Below are 17410 nucleotides of genomic sequence, written 5' to 3' on the forward strand. Positions count from 1 at the left end.
TTGTTTATTGGGTGTTAACTTTTGGCTTTTTCTAGGGGTAGCGTGATTCCCAACCGTTGTTGGAGTGCCTCAATTACTTCTTCCGCCGACTTTTGACCGAAATTTTTGATTTCTAAAAGATCTTCTTGAGAGTAATCGAGTAAATCCGCAACGGAGTTAATCTGCGCCCGCTTGAGACAGTTATATGCCCGTACCGAGAGATGTAGCTCTTCGATGGGAATTTGACTGGTGGGATCTTCGTTGTCCTGTTCGTCTTCTTGAATAGACTCGAGGGTTAAATCCTTGAGGGGATTAAACAGTTCCACCACAATTCCCGCCGCCTGGGAAAGTGCTTCTTCGGGTTTGATCGTTCCGTTCGTCCAAATGTCGAGAATCAAGCGATCTTTGGGAATTGCACCATCGAGAATCGTATCTTCGACGGCATAATTCACTTTGCTGACGGGCATGAAAACAGCATCGATTTGGAGGAAATCCAGGGAAGCAATTTCGTCTCTGCCGCGATCGACAGCACGATAGCCTTTCCCTCGCTCAATGCGAAACTCCATCTCCAGTCGCGCCCCTTCTGCTAAGGTCGCAATATACTGATTGCGATCGACGATTTGGACTTCCGAAGGCAGATCGAATTGTGCGGCTGTTACTGTTCCCGGTTGGTTTGCTACCAATCTTCCAATTTGAGGAGTTGTCGCAAAGCTCTGAAAAGCAATTTCCTTCATATTTAGAAGGATTTCTAGCACATCCTCCCGAACCCCTGGAATTGTATCGAATTCGTGATTAACTCCGGCAATACGAACGGCGGTTGCGGCGGCTCCTTCTAAGTTGGCCAGCAAAACTCGCCGCAGAGCATTGCCAACAGTCGTTCCTTGTCCTCGTTCTAAGGGTTCGAGGATAAATTTGCTATATTGGCTTTGATTTTTATGCGTTTTGGAATCAACGCATTCAATTTGAAATTGCGCCACGGCCTGTTACCTCTCCTGTTTGTCGTTGTCCCTTGGACTCTAAACTGAAGTCGAGAGATGGCCAGGTTTACTTGCTCTATCCCCTCGACCTGTCGGCAATTGCCAACGCGATCCTGGCACTAGACTCGACGACGTTTGGGTGGACGACAGCCGTTATGGGGAATGGGAGTCACGTCTCGAATTAACGTAATTTCCATGCCCGAGGCTTGCAAAGCACGAATCGCCGTTTCTCGTCCGGCTCCAGGACCGCTTACCATCACTTCTAATTGGCGCATTCCCTGCTCCATTGCCCGTCGTGCTGCACTGTCGGCAGCTGTTTGAGCCGCGAAGGGAGTTCCTTTTTTTGCGCCTTTGAAGCCGCTCGATCCTGAAGAAGCCCAAGAAATGACATCGCCTTTGGCATCGGAAATCGTGACGATTGTATTGTTAAATGTGGAAGTGATATGAGCGATTCCGTTGGGGACATTCCGTTTTGTTTTTTTCGCTCCGCCTTTTTTTGTCGGTCGTGCCATGTTATCGGGTAATTAGGTAATAGGTAATGGGTAATGAGGTAATGGGGTAATGGGTCATGAGTTAATGGGTCATGAGTAATGCAATTATTTCTTAGAACTTGCCTTTTTCTTGCCGGCGATCGCCGTGCGCTTACCCCTACGAGTACGGGCATTGGTGCGAGTTCGCTGCCCTCGCAGGGGTAATCCCTGGCGGTGACGGCGACCTCTATAGGTACCAATATCGATCAGCCGCTTGATACTCATGTTCTCCAGCCGTCTCAAATCCCCTTCGATTTGATAATTGGCTTCAATGAATGAACGTAAGGCGGTTACGTCTTCGTCACTGAGATCCTTGACTCGAGTATCGGGGTTGATTCCTGTTTTGCTTAATATTGCTTGAGAACGTGACAAGCCGATCCCATAAATATAAGTCAGTCCAATTTCAACGCGCTTGTTTCGAGGAAGATCTATCCCTGCTATCCGTGCCACGGTTCTTTCTGCTGCTCCGTAAAATGAGAATATCGAAAATGCCCGAAAGAGTTTCGACTCGAATGACCTAGTTTTGTGACCTAGTTTTGCCGGAACGGTCTTTTAGCTCTTTATGGGCTCTTTATAGGCTCTTTATAGGCTCTTTATAAGCTCCTTATGGGCTTTGAGCGGTCATGGTCAGAACCACGAGTTTTGCCTGGCTGCATCTTGTTTGGCAAATCTTGCAGGGCAAGACTAGAATAACAAGATGAGAACTAGGGGCAATTCGAGCGTTCTATCCCTGTCTTTGTTTATGTTTGGGGTTAGAACAAATCACCATGACTCGGCCGCGCCTGCGAATGACGCGGCATTTTTCACAAATTTTTTTGACTGATGCTCTAACTTTCATGCCTATTTTTTGGCCATACTGCAAGCTTCTAATTATATCAATAATTGCGAACTTTAGCAAGCCTAAAAGCAATAATTGGTAAAATAAGTTCAACGCCGGATTATTTTTTCCGCAGGCGATAGGTAATTCGTCCCTTGGTTAAGTCGTAGGGGGTCAGTTCGACTTTGACGCGATCGCCTGGCAGGATTTTGATATAGTTCCGGCGGATTTTGCCGGAAATATGTGCCAAAACGTTAAAGCCATTATCCAGATCGACCCGGAACATGGCATTGGGAAGCGATTCAGTTACGGTTCCCTCCATTTCAATTAAGTCTTGTTTAGCCAATTTACTCCTATCCTATTCATTGTTTGTTTCTGTGATTAATCGTAGCAATAATTTACTGGAAACCCTTTATATTTCAAGGATTGCTTGTAATGCCGTGCGAATTTCTTCGAGTTCGCGATCGCCATTGACGGAGTGTAAATTACCTTGTTTTTGGTAGTAATCGATCAGAGGTGCTGTTTTTTGCTGGTAAACGACCAAGCGATTGCGAATGGTTTCGAGGTTATCGTCTTGAGAGCGACCCCTGGCCATTAAGCGATCGATCAATACTTGTTCGGGGACCTCTAAATTGAGAACCCGTAAGGAATTCTCCTGGCCTTGAGACAAGAGGCGATCGAGAAAAGCGGCTTGTTCTACGGTGCGCGGAAACCCATCCAAGATCCAGCCTTTTTCGGCATCAGGTTCCTGCAAACGCTCTCGTACCAAGTCAGAAACAAGAGCATCGGGAACCAGATCGCCTTTATCCATGTAGGATTTGGCCTGTTGACCCAAGGGGGTATTATTGGCGATCGCACCTCGTAAAATATCCCCCGTGGAAATATGGGGAATATTCACTGTTTCTGCTAACAGTTGAGCCTGAGTGCCTTTTCCCGCTCCTGGGGGTCCCAAAAAAATCAATTGATAAGTCATTTTGTTATTTGGTAATTGGCGATCGTTAAGGATTACTGGTTAGGAATTACGCAGTTAGGGAGCGAGACGCTCCCACTACCATAAGTATTGTTATGGTGGTGCGGGCATCTTGCCCGCTAATGGGTAAGTTAATTACCAACCCATAACCCACAACAAATTACTGTTTCACCATGCCTTCATAGCGTTGAGAAATGACATAGGTTTGAATCTGCTTGGCAGTATCGATCGCCACCCCAACTAAAATAAGCAAGGATGTTGCACCCAATCCTCTCAAGGTTTGAATCCCCAGTAGGCTTTCCACTGCCGTCGGTACCGTCGAGACAATTCCTAAAAACATTGCCCCCAAGAAAGTTAAACGATTGATCGTTCGTTCTAAATATTCGCTAGTGGCTTTCCCTGGGCGAATTCCCGGAATACTCGATCCCATTTTTTTCAAGTTTTGGGACATATCCACGGGATTGACAATTAAGGAAGCATAGAAATAGCTAAAAAAGACAATCAACGTAAAGAAAACCAACACATAAGCCCAAGGGGTCGGTCCATTGATACTGATGTAATTGGAGAATTGATTTAAGCCTTCATGCAGTTGCCCTAAAAACCCCTCTTTCCCTTGAGTAAACTGAGCCAAAGAAGCGGGTAAAAAGAGCATCGCCGATGCAAAAATAATCGGCATGACCCCACCTTGATTCAAACGTAAGGGCAGATAATTGGAGCGTTCGCGATACAACCTGCGTCCGACTTGCCGACGAGCAGAAATAATAGGAATGCGTCGGCTACCCTCTTGCACAAAGACAATCCCCACGATCATCATCAAAAAGGCTAATAAAAGAATAATCACCTTGGCAATCTCTTCTCGTCCGCCTTGTTGAGCAACATCAATGGTATTGCCTAAAATAGTGGGCAGAACAGCAACAATATTGACGAAAATCAATAAAGAAGCACCATTACCGATACCGCGTTCGGTAATCAATTCCGATACCCACATCACAAACATAGAGCCTGCTGTAAAAGCCAGCACTGTTTCCACAAAAAATACAGGTCCCGGTTCAAGAGCAAAACTCTGAATCCAAGTTGCTAACATGATGCTTTGCAGACTCGCCCAACCTACCGTTACATAACGAGTAATTTGGGAAATTTTGCGTCGTCCTGCTTCTCCTTCATTTTTCTGTAAGTTTTCTAAAGAAGGCAGAGCAGCCGTTAAAAGCTGCATGATAATCGACGCATTAATAAAGGGCAAAATCCCCAAGGCAAAAATCCCCAAGGCGGAAAGACCGCCTCCAGAGAAAACATCTAAAAAGCCAATTAAGGGACTATTGCCGATATCTTCCAAAAATTTGGCGCGATCGATGCCCGGAATAGGAATATAAACGCCCAAGCGAACCAAAATCAGCAGACCTAGAGTAACGAGCAATCGTCCTCTTAAGCCTGCTGCTTGTGCCATTTGAGCAAAAGTTTCTTGAGCCGTTGGTGTTTTATCTCGGCTGACAACCATAAAGGTTTACCTCATTGAATTTGAAAATACAATCGTTAAATTGTTGTTTTGATGGCATATATTTTTATCTTACCTAACACTCCCACGACTGCCTTTTGTCCGTTGTCGTGGGATTCTTAAACAGTCCAAATATTGACTTGCTTGAGGATTCAAACAATTTCCCAAGTTCCTCCAGCCCCTTGAATTTTTTCTTTGGCACTGGCAGTCAAAGCAGCCGCTTTCACGGTAAGAGCGACATTTAATTCCCCATCCCCGAGGATTTTTAACGGTCCGTCGTTTTGGGTCAGAATTCCCACTTCAAGGAGAGATTCCAAAGTCACTTCGCTATTGGCCGCAAGGTCAGCTAGACTGCGAACATTAACAATGGTGTAATGCTTGGGATTGATAACCGTAAAGTGTTTCAACTTGGGAACGCGCCGATACAGGGGCATTTGTCCCCCTTCAAAACCTGGTTTTGTTCCCGTCCCCGATCGCGATTTTTGTCCGCGCATCCCAAAACCACAACTTGCGCCCTGTCCGGCAGCAATGCCTCGTCCTACTCGACGAGGGCGGGTTTTTGAGCCTTTTTTGGGTTTTAGATCGTGTAGTCTCATAATTTTGCTGATTGGTTATTGGTTAACTCGCGTTAAGCAAAGAGTTGTTCGAGGGAGATGTCCCGTTCTCGAGCGACATCTTTAAAGGTTCGCAAGGTTTCTAAGGCATCAACGGCAGCCCGTGCGTTGTTGAGAGGGTTATTAGAACCGAGTTGTTTGGCGAGAATATTCTGCACCCCTGCTAATTCAAGAACAGTACGCACGGCTCCCCCCGCAATTACTCCCGTACCGGGGGCGGCTGGACGCATCATCACTTTTGCGCCTCCGGCGGCTCCATTGGTGGGATGAACGATAGAGTTAGCTTTGGTGAGAGAAACATCAATAAGTTTCTTTTTCCCATCAGCAACCCCTTTGCGGACGGCTCCAATGACATCGGCGGCTTTACCAACGCCAACGCCAACTTTACCTTTTTCGTTGCCAACGACGACGATCGCCCGAAAACTGAGTTTTTTACCGCCTTTGACGACTTTAGAAACCCGACGGATTTGAATTACCCGTTCTTGGAAGGCTTCTTCTTTCTTGGTGCGGTTATTTTTCTTCTTTTTGTTAGTCTTTGCCATATTTTTAAAGGATGAATTTTTCCTCTATTGCCTTTTTAAAATTCTAGTCCTGCTTCTCGGGCAGCATCGGCAAGAGCTTTGACTCGACCGTGATAGAGATTTCCCCCGCGATCGAAGACGACGGTTTTAATGCCTTTTGCTTGTAGGCGATCGGCAACTAATTTACCAACGGCGATGGAGGCTGCACAAGTTGCTTGGGAATCCAGTTTACCTTTTAATTCCTTGTCAACCGTGGAAGCCGCCGCTACTGTATTTTGCGAGACATCATCGATCGCCTGAACGTAGATGTGACTGTTAGAGCGAAAAACAGCCAACCGAGGGCGATCGGCGGTTCCGCTTATTTTTTTCCGCAAGCGCCGATGACGACGCTGAAGAGATTCTTTTCGAGTGAGTTTCATAGTTTATTTTTTCCCTGCCTTACCTGCTTTCCGTCTGACGTATTCGCCTTTATAACGAATGCCTTTGCCTTTGTAAACTTCAGGAGGACGCACGGCTCGAATTTTGGCGGCGACATTACCAACAATTTCTTTGTTAATGCCGCTAACAATCACTTCAAGACCTTTTTCGGCCACCTCAAATTTAATGCCTTCTGAGGCTGCAATTTCGACGGGTTTGCTATAACCGACGTTGAGAACCAGAGTGGTTCCCTGGACTTGCGATCGATAGCCAATACCAATAATACTCAAGCGTTTTTCGTAACCCTTAGATACCCCTTCCACCATATTGGCCACCAAGGTGCGGCACAAACCATGACGCTGACGGGCAACTCTTGAGTCGCTTTGGCGCTGAACTTCGATAATGCCGTTGTTTTGGGCGATTATCGAAGTTTCTGGAAGCGTGCGTTCGAGTTGTCCTTTTGGACCTTTAACACTGACGTGCCGCCCTTCAATATTCACGGTTACGCCTTTGGGAATCTCTATCGGGCGTTTGCCAATGCGAGACATAAATCAATTACTCCTTATCAAACAAGCAAGACCTTCGAGACATTGCTTTCGAGACATTGCTAATGAAAGTTCCTGGCAAAATTTCTACCAGACGTAGCAAAGAATTTCGCCACCTAACCCTTGTTTCCGCGCCTCGCGATCGGTCATGATGCCGCGATCGGTGGAAATAATGGCAATACCAATTCCTCCTAAAACTCGAGGGAGTTCTTTGCGATTTTTATAAACTCGCAAACCGGGTTTGCTGACCCGCTTAAGGGTGGTAATAATGGGCTTGCGATTCTTGCCCGTATATTTCAGGGACAAAACTAATTCTTTTTTGATTCCCTCTCCCACTTCTTCAAACTCCGCGATGAATCCTTCATATTTGAGGACTCGAGCGATGTTGCGGGTCATTTTGGTTGAGGGAACGTGGGTGGTTGGATGCCGAACCGCACCGGAATTGCGGATGCGAGTTAGCATATCGGAGATCGTGTCGTTGGACGCCATGCGTGCTTTTTTCCTCCTTGCGGTTTAGCCTAGGATTCAAATTCCTAGGTACGAGCGAATTTTCATCGTCTCGTGTCGGTTTTATCCCTATTGTTTGCGGAAGGGCATTCCCATTTCTTTGAGTAGGGCGCGTCCTTCTTCGTCTGTGTTGGCGGTGGTAATGATGGCAATATCCATACCGCGAATTTGATCGATGCTGTCGTAATCAATTTCTGGAAAAATCAATTGTTCCCGCACCCCCAGGCTGTAGTTTCCTCGTCCGTCAAAACTTTTGGGACTCACGCCGCGAAAGTCGCGAATGCGAGGCAGGGAAAAGTTGATCAGGCGATCGAGAAAAGCATACATCCGTTCTTGGCGCAATGTCACCATGATCCCGACGGGCATTCCTTGGCGAATTTTAAAGCCGGCGATCGCCTGCTTCGCCCGCGTCACTACAGGTTTTTGTCCGGTAATGGTTGCCAATTCAGCCAGGGAAGATTCGAGGGCTTTAGCATTTTGTGATGCTTCCCCTAAACCTCGGTTGACCGATACTTTGGTCACTTTGGGGACTTGATGGATATTCTCGTAATTGAACTGTTCCGTTAATTTGGGAACAATTGTTTCTTGGTAGAGAGTTTTTAAGCGTTGTACCACGACTGTAACGAGTAATGAGTAACGAAATTTAATCGATGATTTCGCCAGTTTTTTTGAGCATTCTGACTTTGCGTCCGTCTTCCGTAAAGGTGTAGGAAATGCGACTGGCGACTTTTTCTTTGCTGGAATAGAGCATGACATTGGAACTGTGAATGGGGGCTTCAAAAGTTTCAATTCTGCCCGACTCACCTTCTTGACGGGGTTTGACGTGCTTTGTCCTGACGTTGACCCCTTGCACGACAACTTTGCTCAATTTGGGAATAGTTTTGACGATTTCGCCGACTTTGCCTTTATCCCGCCCAGAAATGACCTGCACGGTATCCCCGGTCTTGACGTGCATTTTGTAACGTTTGGGGGCTTTAGAGCCAGTTTTCGTGGCGATTTGGTTAGCCATTTAGAGTACCTCCGGTGCGAGAGAGACAATTTTGGTGTAGTTTCTGTCCCGCAGTTCTCGGGCGACGGGACCGAAGACGCGGGTGCCTCTAGGGTTGCCGTCGGGGTTGATAATCACCGCCGCGTTATCGTCAAAGCGAATGACCATACCACTCGATCGCCGGATAGCATGACGGGTTCGCACAATTACGGCAGTCACGATATCGGACTTTTTCACCCCTTGGTTGGGAATGGCATCTTTAACTACTGCGACAATGCGATCGCCGATGCCGCCAGTATCTCGGTTTCCGGCACCCAAGACCCGCAAACACATCAGTTTGCGAGCGCCGCTATTATCGGCAACATTGAGATAGGTTTGTTGTTGAATCATGGCTGTTTTTCAATGAACAATTATCAATTATCAATTATCAATTAAACGCTAATTGCTCTTTTGGCTGGTTTCCAGAATTTCGGCAACCATCCAGCGCTTGGTACGACTTAAAGGACGGGTTTCGCGAATGCGGACGCGATCGCCTTCATTGCATTTATTCTCCTCGTCGTGAGCCTTATATTTCTTGGTATTGACGAGAATTTTTCCGTATTTGAGATGAGGGGAGCGGTTTTCAATGGCAACTACAACGGTTTTATCCATTTTGTTGCTCACCACGACACCCACTCGTTCTTTTGTTGCCACAGTTGATTTACTCCTCTTCAGTTACGGGTTCTGTTTCGGCGATCGCTTCTTCTACGGTCGAAGTTTCCACAGTAGATGACGTTTCCGATGACGTTTCCTCAGATACAGATTCTTCCTCTGCTGCGAGTTCTCGTTCTCGTTCAACGGTTAGGAGTTGAGCGATCCAACGCCGAGTGTGTTTGAAATTATGGGTCGTTTCTAACCGCCCTGTTGCTTTTTCCAAACGGAGTTGAAAAAGTTTTCGTTTGGCGGTTAGAATTTCTGCTGCCAGTGCTTCATCACTGAATTCTCTGGCATCTGCAACTTTAGATAGAGCCATTATTTAGAAGGATGAATGAATTTTAAGTTGCTCATCATTCGTCAATTTGAGGTCGAATGATAAATTTGGTTTTAATGGGCAGTTTTTGGGCTGCGAGGCGCATGGCTTCTCGAGCAATTTCTTCAGAAACACCAGACATTTCAAACATGATCCGCCCTGGTTTGACGACTGCAACCCAATATTCAGGAGAGCCTTTCCCAGAACCCATGCGAGTTTCTGCCGGACGCATGGTCACGGGTTTATCGGGGAAAACGCAAACCCAAATTTTTCCACCCCGACGAATGTAACGGGTCATGGCGCGTCGTGCAGCTTCGATTTGCCGCGAGGTAATCCAGCAAGGTTCAATGGCTTGCAGGGCATAATCACCAAAGTTAAAGGTAGTACCTCCCTTGGCTAACCCTCTCATTCGCCCGCGTTGCTGTTTGCGAAATTTTGTTCTTCTGGGACTTAACATGATTTGCTAATGGTTAATGGGTGATGGGTAATGGGTAACTGGGAGTGAGCCGATTACCAATTTATTACCAATGACCTACTCCGAACGATCTTCAAATTGTTGGCGACGACGCTGACGGCGAGGAGTTGTTGCCGGGGGTTCTTGGGAAATATCCTCTTGACCGGGGATGATTTCGCCTTTGAATACCCAAACTTTAATTCCTAAAATGCCGTAGATGGTTTTAGCAGTACGGTAGGCATAGTCAACATCGGCTCTGAGGGTATGGAGGGGAACTCGACCTTCCCGTGTCCATTCCGTGCGGGCAATTTCTGCGCCGTTGAGACGACCGCTAACTTGAATCTTGATGCCCTTGACTTCTGCCCGTTGCGCCCTCTGAATGGCTTGACGGACGACTCGCCGGAAGGAAACCCGCCGTTCGAGTTGTTGGGCAATATATTCGCCAATTAGGACGGCATCGGCATCTACGCGAGAAACTTCGATGACGTTGACGCGAATTTGACGATTTCCCCCGAGGAAGTTTTGCAAACCCGTGCGTAGAGACTCAATACCGCTACCGCCGCGACCGACGACGACCCCTGGACGGGCGGTGTGAATCTCTAAATCAACTTGATCGGCTTTGCGTTCGATTCTTACGTCAGAAATTCCCGCGTTACTGAGATTATCTTGAACGTAGGTGCGAATTTTACGATCTTCTTGGAGGAGTTCTGGGTAGCGCTTATTGTCGGCATACCAGCAAGAACGATGCTCTTTGGTAATTCCTAAGCGAAAACCAGTTGGATGAATCTTCTGTCCCACGAATTTGTCCTCTTATGCTTCTAGTTTCGATGCGACGGCAATGGTGATATGACAAGTCGGCTTTTGGATTTGATAGGCCCGGCCTTGCGCTCTGGGGCGAAACCGCTTGAGTTTGGGACCCATATCGGCGAAGGCGGTACTGACCACTAAGCTGGTGCGATCGTAGCCGTTATTGTGTTCGGCGTTAGCGGCAGCCGATCGCAGGGCTTTTAAGATTGGATCGCAGGCTCGATAGGGCATAAATTCGAGAATAATTAAGGCTTCTCGATAGGAGCGCCCGCGAATTTGATCCAGAACCCGTCGCACTTTGTGGGGGGACATCCGGATATAGCGGGCTGTTGCTTTGACTTCTTCTGATAAATCGATTGCCATCGTTTTTCCCTTTATCTTCTGGCTTTTTTATCACTTTTGGAATGACCCCGGAAGGTCCGAGTAGGGGCAAATTCCCCCAGTTTATGACCGACCATTTGCTCGTTAACGTAGACCGGAATGTGCTGCCTGCCGTTATGGACGGCGATGGTGTGACCCACCATCTGAGGCAGAACCGTTGAGGCGCGAGACCATGTTTTAATGACTCGTTTTTCGCCTTTGGCATTCATTTTTTCAATTTTCGATAGCAGGCTATCGGCAATGAATGGACCTTTTTTTAATGAACGACTCATAGATTGTTTGAGTTATAAGTTGTGATTTTTATTTCTGAGTGCGTCGGCGGACGATCAGACGACTGCTGGGCTTATTCCGCTTGCGGGTTTTCAGTCCCAAGGTTGGTTTTCCCCAAGGGGTAACAGGACCGCTCCGACCAATGGGAGCGCGTCCCTCACCGCCGCCGTGGGGATGATCCACCGGGTTCATGGCACTGCCTCGCACTTTCGGTCTGCGTCCTCGGTGGCGCGATCGCCCAGCTTTCCCTAGGCTCAGATTTCGGTCTTCGGAGTTACCCACCCGCCCCATCGTGGCGTAGCACTCTTTACGCACCATTCGCACTTCTTTGGAAGGAAGGCGCAGGGTGACATAGTTTCCTTCTTTGGCGACTAATTGGGCGGCTGTGCCTGCTGCACGCACGATTTGACCGCCTCGACCGGGAAGCAGTTCAATATTGTGAACGTCGCTACCTAGGGGAATATTGCTTAAGGGCAAGGCATTCCCAATTTCAAAGGGGGCTTCTGGACCCGCCATGATGGTGGTCCCTACGGGTAATTTATCGGGGCAGATAATATAGCGCTTTTCCCCATCTTCATATTGAACGAGGGCGATGCGAGCGTTGCGGTTGGGATCGTATTCGATCGCAATCACTTCGGCGTTCATATTGCGCTTATCCCGACGGAAATCAATGATGCGGTAAAGGCGTTTGTGTCCGCCTCCGCGACGGCGAGAGGTGATAACCCCGCGATTATTACGTCCTTTTTTGCGGTGCTTGTATTTGGTAAGAGATTTTTCCGGTTTACTTTTGGTAATCTCGGAGAAGTCTGACACGCTGGCTTGTCGAGTTCCAGGTGTCATTGGTCGAAAGATACGAATTCCCATTTTTTTCGGTGAATGGCGATCGGTGAACAGTTATCGGTGAACGGTTATCAACTAACAGTTATCAGCTAACAGTTAAACTTCTAAACTTCTGGGAAGAGAACGATTTCATCACCTTCGGCTAGGGTGACGATCGCCCGCTTATAAAGTGCTTTGTACCCCATAAATTTCCCAACTCTTTTTTTCTTGCGGCAGGGATTATGGGTGTTCACTTTGGTGACTTTAACGGCAAAGAGACTCTCGATCGCCGCTCTGATTTCCGGTTTTGTTGCTTTGGGTTTGACATCAAAAACGTATTTATTCTGTTCGAGTAACAGGGTTGCTTTTTCGGTCACGATGGGCTTGAGAATCAGATCCGCAAGGTCTCTGGGGTTGTATTGTCTGGTTTTATACCTTCTAGTCTTCACCGTATACCTCCTTGATTTTTGCGATCGCCGAACTTGTGGCTACGATTTTATCGGCGTTGAGGATGTCGTAAACATTCAAGTTTGTCGCCAAAATCATTCTCACTTTTTCAATGTTACGACCGGAGAAGTAAACATTATCGTTTTTCTCTCCGAGGATGAGTAAAACTTTTTGGGTCTCTTCAACTCCCCAACGTTGCAGGGCAGAGACTAATTCTTTGGTTTTGGGACGAGAAATCTGTTCGGCAAAGTCTTCAACCACAATCAAATCTTCTGCACGAGTGATTAAAGCTGTTCGTAATGCCGATCGCCGCTCTTTGCGGTTCATTTTCTGGCTGTAATCCCTCGGTTTTGGTCCGAAGATAACGCCGCCCCCTCGCCATAAGGGAGAACGAATTGAACCAGCACGGGCGCGTCCTGTTCCTTTTTGTCGCCAAGGTTTGCGACCCCCCCCGCGCACTTCAGCGCGAGTTTTAGTGGAGGCTGTGCCTTGACGGGCGTTAGCGAGTTGCCGCACGACGGCGCGATGTAGGATATGAGAAGCATTTTCCTCTTTAGCAACTTTGAGTTCTAAGGTCGCTTCTCCGACCTCTTCTCCTTGCCAATTTTTAACTGCGCGAGTAACCATTTTCGTTGTTGATTATTTGTTGTCTGGGTATGTATTCCCTTAACTAATCTATTTTTTCTGTCCGACAATATTAGCGGGAGAAATAGTGAGGAGATTTCCTGTTTTTCCAGGTATTGCACCTTTGATCAGCAGAAGATTTCTTTCGGCATCAACTTGGACAATTTCCAGTTTACGGACGGTTACTTTTTTGCCACCATAACGTCCGGCCATTTTCTTACCGGGGAAAACCCGTCCTGGGGTAGTTCCAGGTCCTGTGGAACCTGGTTCACGGTGGTTTTTAGAACCGTGGGACATGGGCCCTCGTCGGAAATTGTGGCGCTTTTGATACCCTGAAAATCCTCTCCCAATGCTCTTTCCCGACACATCAACGAGTTGACCTGGGGTGAAAATATCGGCTTTAACGGTTTGTCCTAATTCGTAGGAATCGGGATTATCGACGTGATATTCTTTCAAATGGCGTAGGGGAGATGCCCCAGATTTGGCTAAGTGTCCCAATTCAGGCTTATTGATGATTTTGGGTTTAACTTCGTCGTAACCAATTTGAACGGAAATATATCCGTCGGTTTCTTTTGTTTTAATTTGAGTAACTGTACAAGGCCCTGCTTGTATAACCGTGACCGGGATGGAAATTCCCGTTTCTTGGTTAAATATTTGGGTCATGCCGAGTTTAGTACCAAGAATCCCCACTGACACGGGTCTACCTCTCTCTAAACAATATTTGATCTTTTGTTCGCTGTGTAATACGGGAACAAATTTATGGGGTGCGATCGCAAAATTAATCGCAACCTCAGTGGTTAGCGCTTCTAATCTCGATAAACAATTCGAGATTGTCGTGCAATCCTCCCAAGCACATAAGTTTCCCAATACTTAAATCCTGTACGGGAAACAAAAATTATTTAACAAAAATTATTGTTAGTATTTTTTTGCTTAGTTTAATGACATCGCTTTTGGCGATCGCTTAACTTCATCTAAGACTTAGGAACTCAAAGCCCCAGTATCTCGCAATGAAACGATCTATTAAGGATTTCCTCTAAACAGGAGCGTCAATAGTTATACTTGATCTTCATCCAGATTAACTTCTTTGACGTTTTGATGCCACAATCATTCACTATATCGACTTGATGCGATCGTGTCAAGTTTTCGGGGAAATTCTTTTTTTTCGCACCAGATAAACCAGTGGGGAGTGTAAAGAGGTTTCTGGAGTCGGATAACTGATGGAGAAATCATTGCAGCGATTGCGCTGAATGCAACCGATCGCCCTACAATAGGAAAGCGATTATCACCCACGAGTTAAAAACGATGCCTCGGACACAGCGTAACGATAATTTTATCGATAAAAGTTTCACAGTAATGGCAGATATTATCCTCAAGGTACTGCCTACTAATCAAAATGCCAAAAGAGCCTTTGCCTATTATCGAGATGGTATGGCTGCACAAGCGGATGGAGAATACGCAGAAGCCTTGGATAACTATAATGAAGCCTTAACCTTGGAAGATGACCCCAACGATCGCAGTTATATTCTCTACAATATTGGGCTGATTCATGCCAGCAACGGCGAACATTACAAAGCCCTCGAATTCTACCACGAGGCGATCGAACTCAATCCCAAAATGCCCCAAGCCTTAAATAATGTTGCGGTTATTTATCATTATCAAGGGGAACACGCTAAAGATGATGGTCAAGCAGAAGAAGCGGAAGCTCTGTTCGATCGCGCTGCGGAATATTGGAAACAAGCCATTCGTATTGCCCCTAATAATTACATTGAAGCGCAAAATTGGCTCAAAACCACCGGGCGATCGGAAATGGATATTTTCTTCTAACTTCCCCACTAATCACTAATCGCTATTCACTAAAAAGAAATGCTCGATCGCGAACAAGTCCAAAAAGTTGCTCATCTCGCTCGCTTGGAACTCACTGAAGCAGAAGAAGAGTCCTTCACTCGTCAATTGAGTAGTATCCTTGACTATTTTGAGCAACTCAGCGAACTCGATACTACCGATATTCAACCCACAACACGGGCGATCGAGACCAGTAATGTGACTCGTCAAGATGTTTTAGATCCGTCTCTCGCACAAGAAGAAATGCTCACTGCTGCACCCGATCGCAGCGATCGCTTTTTCCAAGTTCCTCAGATTATGAGTGATTGATAGAGATGTTAGGAAATTGTTAAATGGATAAACTCACTCAATATCGCATTTTAGTACAAAAAATTCTCAGCAGGTATGAGGAACTTGCTTCAAAAACACCTAATCCTTCTGGGGTTGATAGTATCTTGGCTTTTGATGAGCATCGAGATCAATATCTTTGGTTACAAACGGGTTGGAATGGCGATCGTAAAATTCGAGGAATTACTGTTTATATTCGCATCAAAAATGAGAAAATTTATATCGAGGAAGATTGGACGGAAGAAGGAATTGCCGATGAATTATTAAAGGAGGGAGTTCCAAAAACCGATATTGTTTTGGCTTTTCACGCTCCTGAAACTCGTAAATTTACAGAATTTGCGATCGTATAATTTGATTTGAGGTAAATACAACGATGAATAAGCCGTCTCTAATGCAGCTTGCGAAACAAGGCAACACGGATGCGATCGCCTCTGTTATGAACTATCTTTTGCAAGAAAAAGAAGTTAACATCAAAGCTGCTCTTAACTCTGGAATTTTAGAGATTATAGCTGAAATGAAGCAATCAGCTAATGAAGAACAATTAAAATCTTCTATTCATTCTGTTGTTAGCCATTTAGCTATTGTTAGCGCTAATCAGCTTAAAATCTATGGCAAACTCCTAGGAAGTAAAACATTAGCTTGGTATGAAGAATATAATATTGCATCCAACACTCATAAATTATTGATTAATGATTCAGAAGATACACTAGATGATGAAATTGATTCTTTCATGTCTACGTTTACAAATAAAGAATCAAAAAAGACAGATGTAATTAGCGAAAATCAACGGGAAATATATCTTGAAATATCAGAATCAAAACAAAATGACTTAAACTCAAGAATTTCTCAGGAATTCAACTCATCATTAGGGTATTCTCCAGAAAAATCAATTCGTGACTTTTCTTTACAAGATTTATTAGATAAAGCTCAACACATCAACCAAAATGCTCTCAAAGAACTAGGTCAATGTAATGTATTAGTGATTGGAAAAACAGGAATTGGGAAAAGTACCCTATTGAATACTGTCTTTGGAGATGCCTTAGCAGCAGCAGGTGTTGGTCATCCTATAACCCAAGGAATTAAACAGTATAAAAGAAAAGATTATCCTATTACAATTTATGATACTCCTGGTCTAGAGCTTTCAGGTGAGCAAATCAAACAAGTTAAGCAAGAAGTCTCAGATTTGATCGATCAAACAAATCAATTAAATGAAAAAAAACATATTCATGCAATTTGGTATTGTATTAATCACGGAGCGAATAGATTTGAAAAAGTGGAAGAAGAATGGATTATTAGTTTAGCTGAAAAAAATATCTCTATCATTCTTGTTCTAACTCAATCTCCCAGCAAACAAGGAAGTGAATTTTATAAATTTCTCCAATCAAAAAAATTACCTGTTAAGTGCATTGTTCCTGTTTTAGCAGAACCGAAAAAAGTGCATGATGATTTTCCTCCCATTGAGTCTCATGGTCTCAGTGAATTAGTTGAAGCAACTTTTTTACTACTCCCAGAAATCGCAAAAAAGTCTTTTGCCCGAGAACAGAAGGTCAGTGTTGAATGTAAAGCCAAAGAAGCATTTTTGTATGTGACAGCGTATGCAGCAGGAACATTTGGGGTAGGTTTTTCCCCTATTCCTTTTTCCGATGCACCTATTTTGGCAGCGATACAAATCACAATGCTCACCCATATTACCAATTTTTTTGGAATTCCCTTTAATCGTGAATTTATTACTGCGGTTATATCTGCAATTGGTGGACAAAGTACAATGGCATTGATAGGAAAAAGTATTGTTAGTAATCTGCTGAAATTCTTGCCCGGTATAGGAACAACCGTAGGAGGATTTATTTCAGGTTCAACGGCTGCAACTTTGACTCTTGCTTTGGGATTAGCTTATATTGAAGCACTTAAAATTTATACTACATCGGAAATGAAGGGAATCAAAATTCCTTTTGAGGACTTACAAAATATTTTTATACAACAATATAATTTTTTTATAAAGTCAGGGAAAAAAACTTTAAGAAGTTAATATTTTTTCTTCTCTCAATACTCCGGACAAAATTAGGAAGCAAGAGA

28 protein-coding genes and 1 pseudogene are annotated in these 17410 nt (G+C 45.2%); 4 read left to right on the forward strand and 25 right to left on the reverse strand.

Annotated elements, in window-relative coordinates; genetic code table 11:
• Positions 1 to 14: 14 nt before the first annotated feature.
• The 25 genes and pseudogenes from JUI58_RS16450 to rplC all read right to left on the reverse strand — a co-directional run bounded on the left by JUI58_RS16450 (position 15) and on the right by rplC (position 13864).
• Positions 15 to 956: a DNA-directed RNA polymerase subunit alpha gene (locus JUI58_RS16450; protein ID WP_204104888.1), complete on the reverse strand. Its 942-nt coding sequence runs from the start codon at positions 954 to 956 to the stop codon at positions 15 to 17.
• A gap of 119 nt (positions 957 to 1075) precedes the next feature.
• On the reverse strand, positions 1076 to 1468 hold the full coding sequence (rpsK, locus tag JUI58_RS16455; protein ID WP_204104889.1) for a 30S ribosomal protein S11: 393 nt from the start codon (positions 1466 to 1468) through the stop codon (positions 1076 to 1078).
• 84 nt (positions 1469 to 1552) lie between these two features.
• On the reverse strand, positions 1553 to 1936 hold the full coding sequence (gene rpsM / locus JUI58_RS16460; protein ID WP_204104890.1) for a 30S ribosomal protein S13: 384 nt from the start codon (positions 1934 to 1936) through the stop codon (positions 1553 to 1555).
• A 274-nt stretch (positions 1937 to 2210) separates the two neighbouring features.
• Complete coding sequence (gene rpmJ / locus JUI58_RS16465; RefSeq protein WP_006618079.1) at positions 2211 to 2324, reverse strand: 50S ribosomal protein L36; 114 nt, start codon at positions 2322 to 2324, stop codon at positions 2211 to 2213.
• Positions 2325 to 2424: 100 nt separating this feature from the next.
• On the reverse strand, positions 2425 to 2649 hold the full coding sequence (gene infA, locus JUI58_RS16470) for a translation initiation factor IF-1 (RefSeq protein WP_008191178.1): 225 nt from the start codon (positions 2647 to 2649) through the stop codon (positions 2425 to 2427).
• Between the two features lie 66 nt (positions 2650 to 2715).
• Positions 2716 to 3276: an adenylate kinase gene (locus tag JUI58_RS16475; protein ID WP_204104891.1), complete on the reverse strand. Its 561-nt coding sequence runs from the start codon at positions 3274 to 3276 to the stop codon at positions 2716 to 2718.
• Positions 3277 to 3433: 157 nt separating this feature from the next.
• Positions 3434 to 4768: a preprotein translocase subunit SecY gene (gene secY / locus JUI58_RS16480; protein ID WP_204104892.1), complete on the reverse strand. Its 1335-nt coding sequence runs from the start codon at positions 4766 to 4768 to the stop codon at positions 3434 to 3436.
• A 149-nt stretch (positions 4769 to 4917) separates the two neighbouring features.
• Positions 4918 to 5361, reverse strand: coding sequence for a 50S ribosomal protein L15 (gene rplO / locus JUI58_RS16485; protein WP_204104893.1), 444 nt, complete (start codon positions 5359 to 5361; stop codon positions 4918 to 4920).
• 32 nt (positions 5362 to 5393) lie between these two features.
• Complete coding sequence (gene rpsE / locus JUI58_RS16490) at positions 5394 to 5921, reverse strand: 30S ribosomal protein S5 (protein WP_204104894.1); 528 nt, start codon at positions 5919 to 5921, stop codon at positions 5394 to 5396.
• Positions 5922 to 5956: 35 nt separating this feature from the next.
• On the reverse strand, positions 5957 to 6319 hold the full coding sequence (gene rplR, locus JUI58_RS16495; RefSeq protein ID WP_204104895.1) for a 50S ribosomal protein L18: 363 nt from the start codon (positions 6317 to 6319) through the stop codon (positions 5957 to 5959).
• Between the two features lie 3 nt (positions 6320 to 6322).
• Positions 6323 to 6865 (reverse strand): 50S ribosomal protein L6, encoded by a 543-nt coding sequence (gene rplF, locus JUI58_RS16500; protein WP_204104896.1) that lies wholly within the window; start codon positions 6863 to 6865, stop codon positions 6323 to 6325.
• Between the two features lie 84 nt (positions 6866 to 6949).
• Positions 6950 to 7351, reverse strand: a complete 402-nt coding sequence (rpsH, locus tag JUI58_RS16505) for a 30S ribosomal protein S8 (protein ID WP_204104897.1) — start codon at positions 7349 to 7351, stop codon at positions 6950 to 6952.
• Positions 7352 to 7438: 87 nt separating this feature from the next.
• Positions 7439 to 7984, reverse strand: a complete 546-nt coding sequence (gene rplE, locus JUI58_RS16510) for a 50S ribosomal protein L5 (protein WP_323224830.1) — start codon at positions 7982 to 7984, stop codon at positions 7439 to 7441.
• Positions 7985 to 8012: 28 nt separating this feature from the next.
• Positions 8013 to 8378, reverse strand: coding sequence for a 50S ribosomal protein L24 (gene rplX / locus JUI58_RS16515; RefSeq protein WP_348539908.1), 366 nt, complete (start codon positions 8376 to 8378; stop codon positions 8013 to 8015).
• Entirely contained in the window at positions 8379 to 8747 is a 369-nt protein-coding gene (rplN, locus tag JUI58_RS16520; protein WP_204104899.1) for a 50S ribosomal protein L14, read from the reverse strand.
• 48 nt (positions 8748 to 8795) lie between these two features.
• Positions 8796 to 9050, reverse strand: coding sequence for a 30S ribosomal protein S17 (gene rpsQ, locus JUI58_RS16525; RefSeq protein ID WP_204104900.1), 255 nt, complete (start codon positions 9048 to 9050; stop codon positions 8796 to 8798).
• A gap of 121 nt (positions 9051 to 9171) precedes the next feature.
• Positions 9172 to 9369, reverse strand: a pseudogene (rpmC, locus tag JUI58_RS27805) (50S ribosomal protein L29); the annotation flags it as partial.
• A 34-nt stretch (positions 9370 to 9403) separates the two neighbouring features.
• Positions 9404 to 9823, reverse strand: a complete 420-nt coding sequence (gene rplP, locus JUI58_RS16535) for a 50S ribosomal protein L16 (RefSeq protein WP_204104902.1) — start codon at positions 9821 to 9823, stop codon at positions 9404 to 9406.
• 75 nt (positions 9824 to 9898) lie between these two features.
• Positions 9899 to 10618, reverse strand: a complete 720-nt coding sequence (gene rpsC / locus JUI58_RS16540; RefSeq protein WP_204104903.1) for a 30S ribosomal protein S3 — start codon at positions 10616 to 10618, stop codon at positions 9899 to 9901.
• A 12-nt stretch (positions 10619 to 10630) separates the two neighbouring features.
• Positions 10631 to 10990, reverse strand: a complete 360-nt coding sequence (gene rplV / locus JUI58_RS16545; RefSeq protein WP_204104904.1) for a 50S ribosomal protein L22 — start codon at positions 10988 to 10990, stop codon at positions 10631 to 10633.
• An 11-nt stretch (positions 10991 to 11001) separates the two neighbouring features.
• Positions 11002 to 11280, reverse strand: coding sequence for a 30S ribosomal protein S19 (gene rpsS, locus JUI58_RS16550; protein WP_204104905.1), 279 nt, complete (start codon positions 11278 to 11280; stop codon positions 11002 to 11004).
• Positions 11281 to 11308: 28 nt separating this feature from the next.
• Positions 11309 to 12142 carry a 50S ribosomal protein L2 gene (gene rplB, locus JUI58_RS16555; protein ID WP_204104906.1) on the reverse strand — a complete coding sequence of 278 codons (834 nt, stop codon included), beginning with the start codon at positions 12140 to 12142 and terminating at the stop codon, positions 11309 to 11311.
• Between the two features lie 80 nt (positions 12143 to 12222).
• Positions 12223 to 12546 (reverse strand): 50S ribosomal protein L23, encoded by a 324-nt coding sequence (locus tag JUI58_RS16560; RefSeq protein ID WP_204104907.1) that lies wholly within the window; start codon positions 12544 to 12546, stop codon positions 12223 to 12225.
• On the reverse strand, positions 12536 to 13171 hold the full coding sequence (gene rplD / locus JUI58_RS16565) for a 50S ribosomal protein L4 (RefSeq protein ID WP_204104908.1): 636 nt from the start codon (positions 13169 to 13171) through the stop codon (positions 12536 to 12538). Before rplD ends, JUI58_RS16560 begins: the two co-directional genes overlap by 11 nt.
• A gap of 48 nt (positions 13172 to 13219) precedes the next feature.
• On the reverse strand, positions 13220 to 13864 hold the full coding sequence (rplC, locus tag JUI58_RS16570) for a 50S ribosomal protein L3 (protein WP_204104909.1): 645 nt from the start codon (positions 13862 to 13864) through the stop codon (positions 13220 to 13222).
• Between the two features lie 606 nt (positions 13865 to 14470).
• Between rplC and JUI58_RS16575 the strand changes: the two genes are divergently transcribed.
• The 4 genes from JUI58_RS16575 to JUI58_RS16590 are packed head-to-tail and all read left to right on the forward strand — an operon-like array spanning position 14471 to position 17363.
• A complete protein-coding gene (locus JUI58_RS16575) occupies positions 14471 to 14992 on the forward strand; it encodes a photosystem I assembly protein Ycf3 (RefSeq protein WP_204104910.1) in 522 nt (173 codons plus the stop codon).
• 39 nt (positions 14993 to 15031) lie between these two features.
• On the forward strand, positions 15032 to 15319 hold the full coding sequence (gene gatC, locus JUI58_RS16580; RefSeq protein ID WP_204104911.1) for an Asp-tRNA(Asn)/Glu-tRNA(Gln) amidotransferase subunit GatC: 288 nt from the start codon (positions 15032 to 15034) through the stop codon (positions 15317 to 15319).
• 23 nt (positions 15320 to 15342) lie between these two features.
• Entirely contained in the window at positions 15343 to 15687 is a 345-nt protein-coding gene (locus tag JUI58_RS16585) for a XisI protein (protein WP_204104912.1), read from the forward strand.
• Positions 15688 to 15710: 23 nt separating this feature from the next.
• Positions 15711 to 17363, forward strand: a complete 1653-nt coding sequence (locus tag JUI58_RS16590; protein ID WP_204104913.1) for a GTPase — start codon at positions 15711 to 15713, stop codon at positions 17361 to 17363.
• Positions 17364 to 17410 lie beyond the last annotated feature (47 nt).

The sequence above is a fragment of the Spirulina sp. CCY15215 genome, from assembly GCF_016888125.1.
Taxonomy (GTDB): domain Bacteria; phylum Cyanobacteriota; class Cyanobacteriia; order Cyanobacteriales; family Spirulinaceae; genus CCY15215.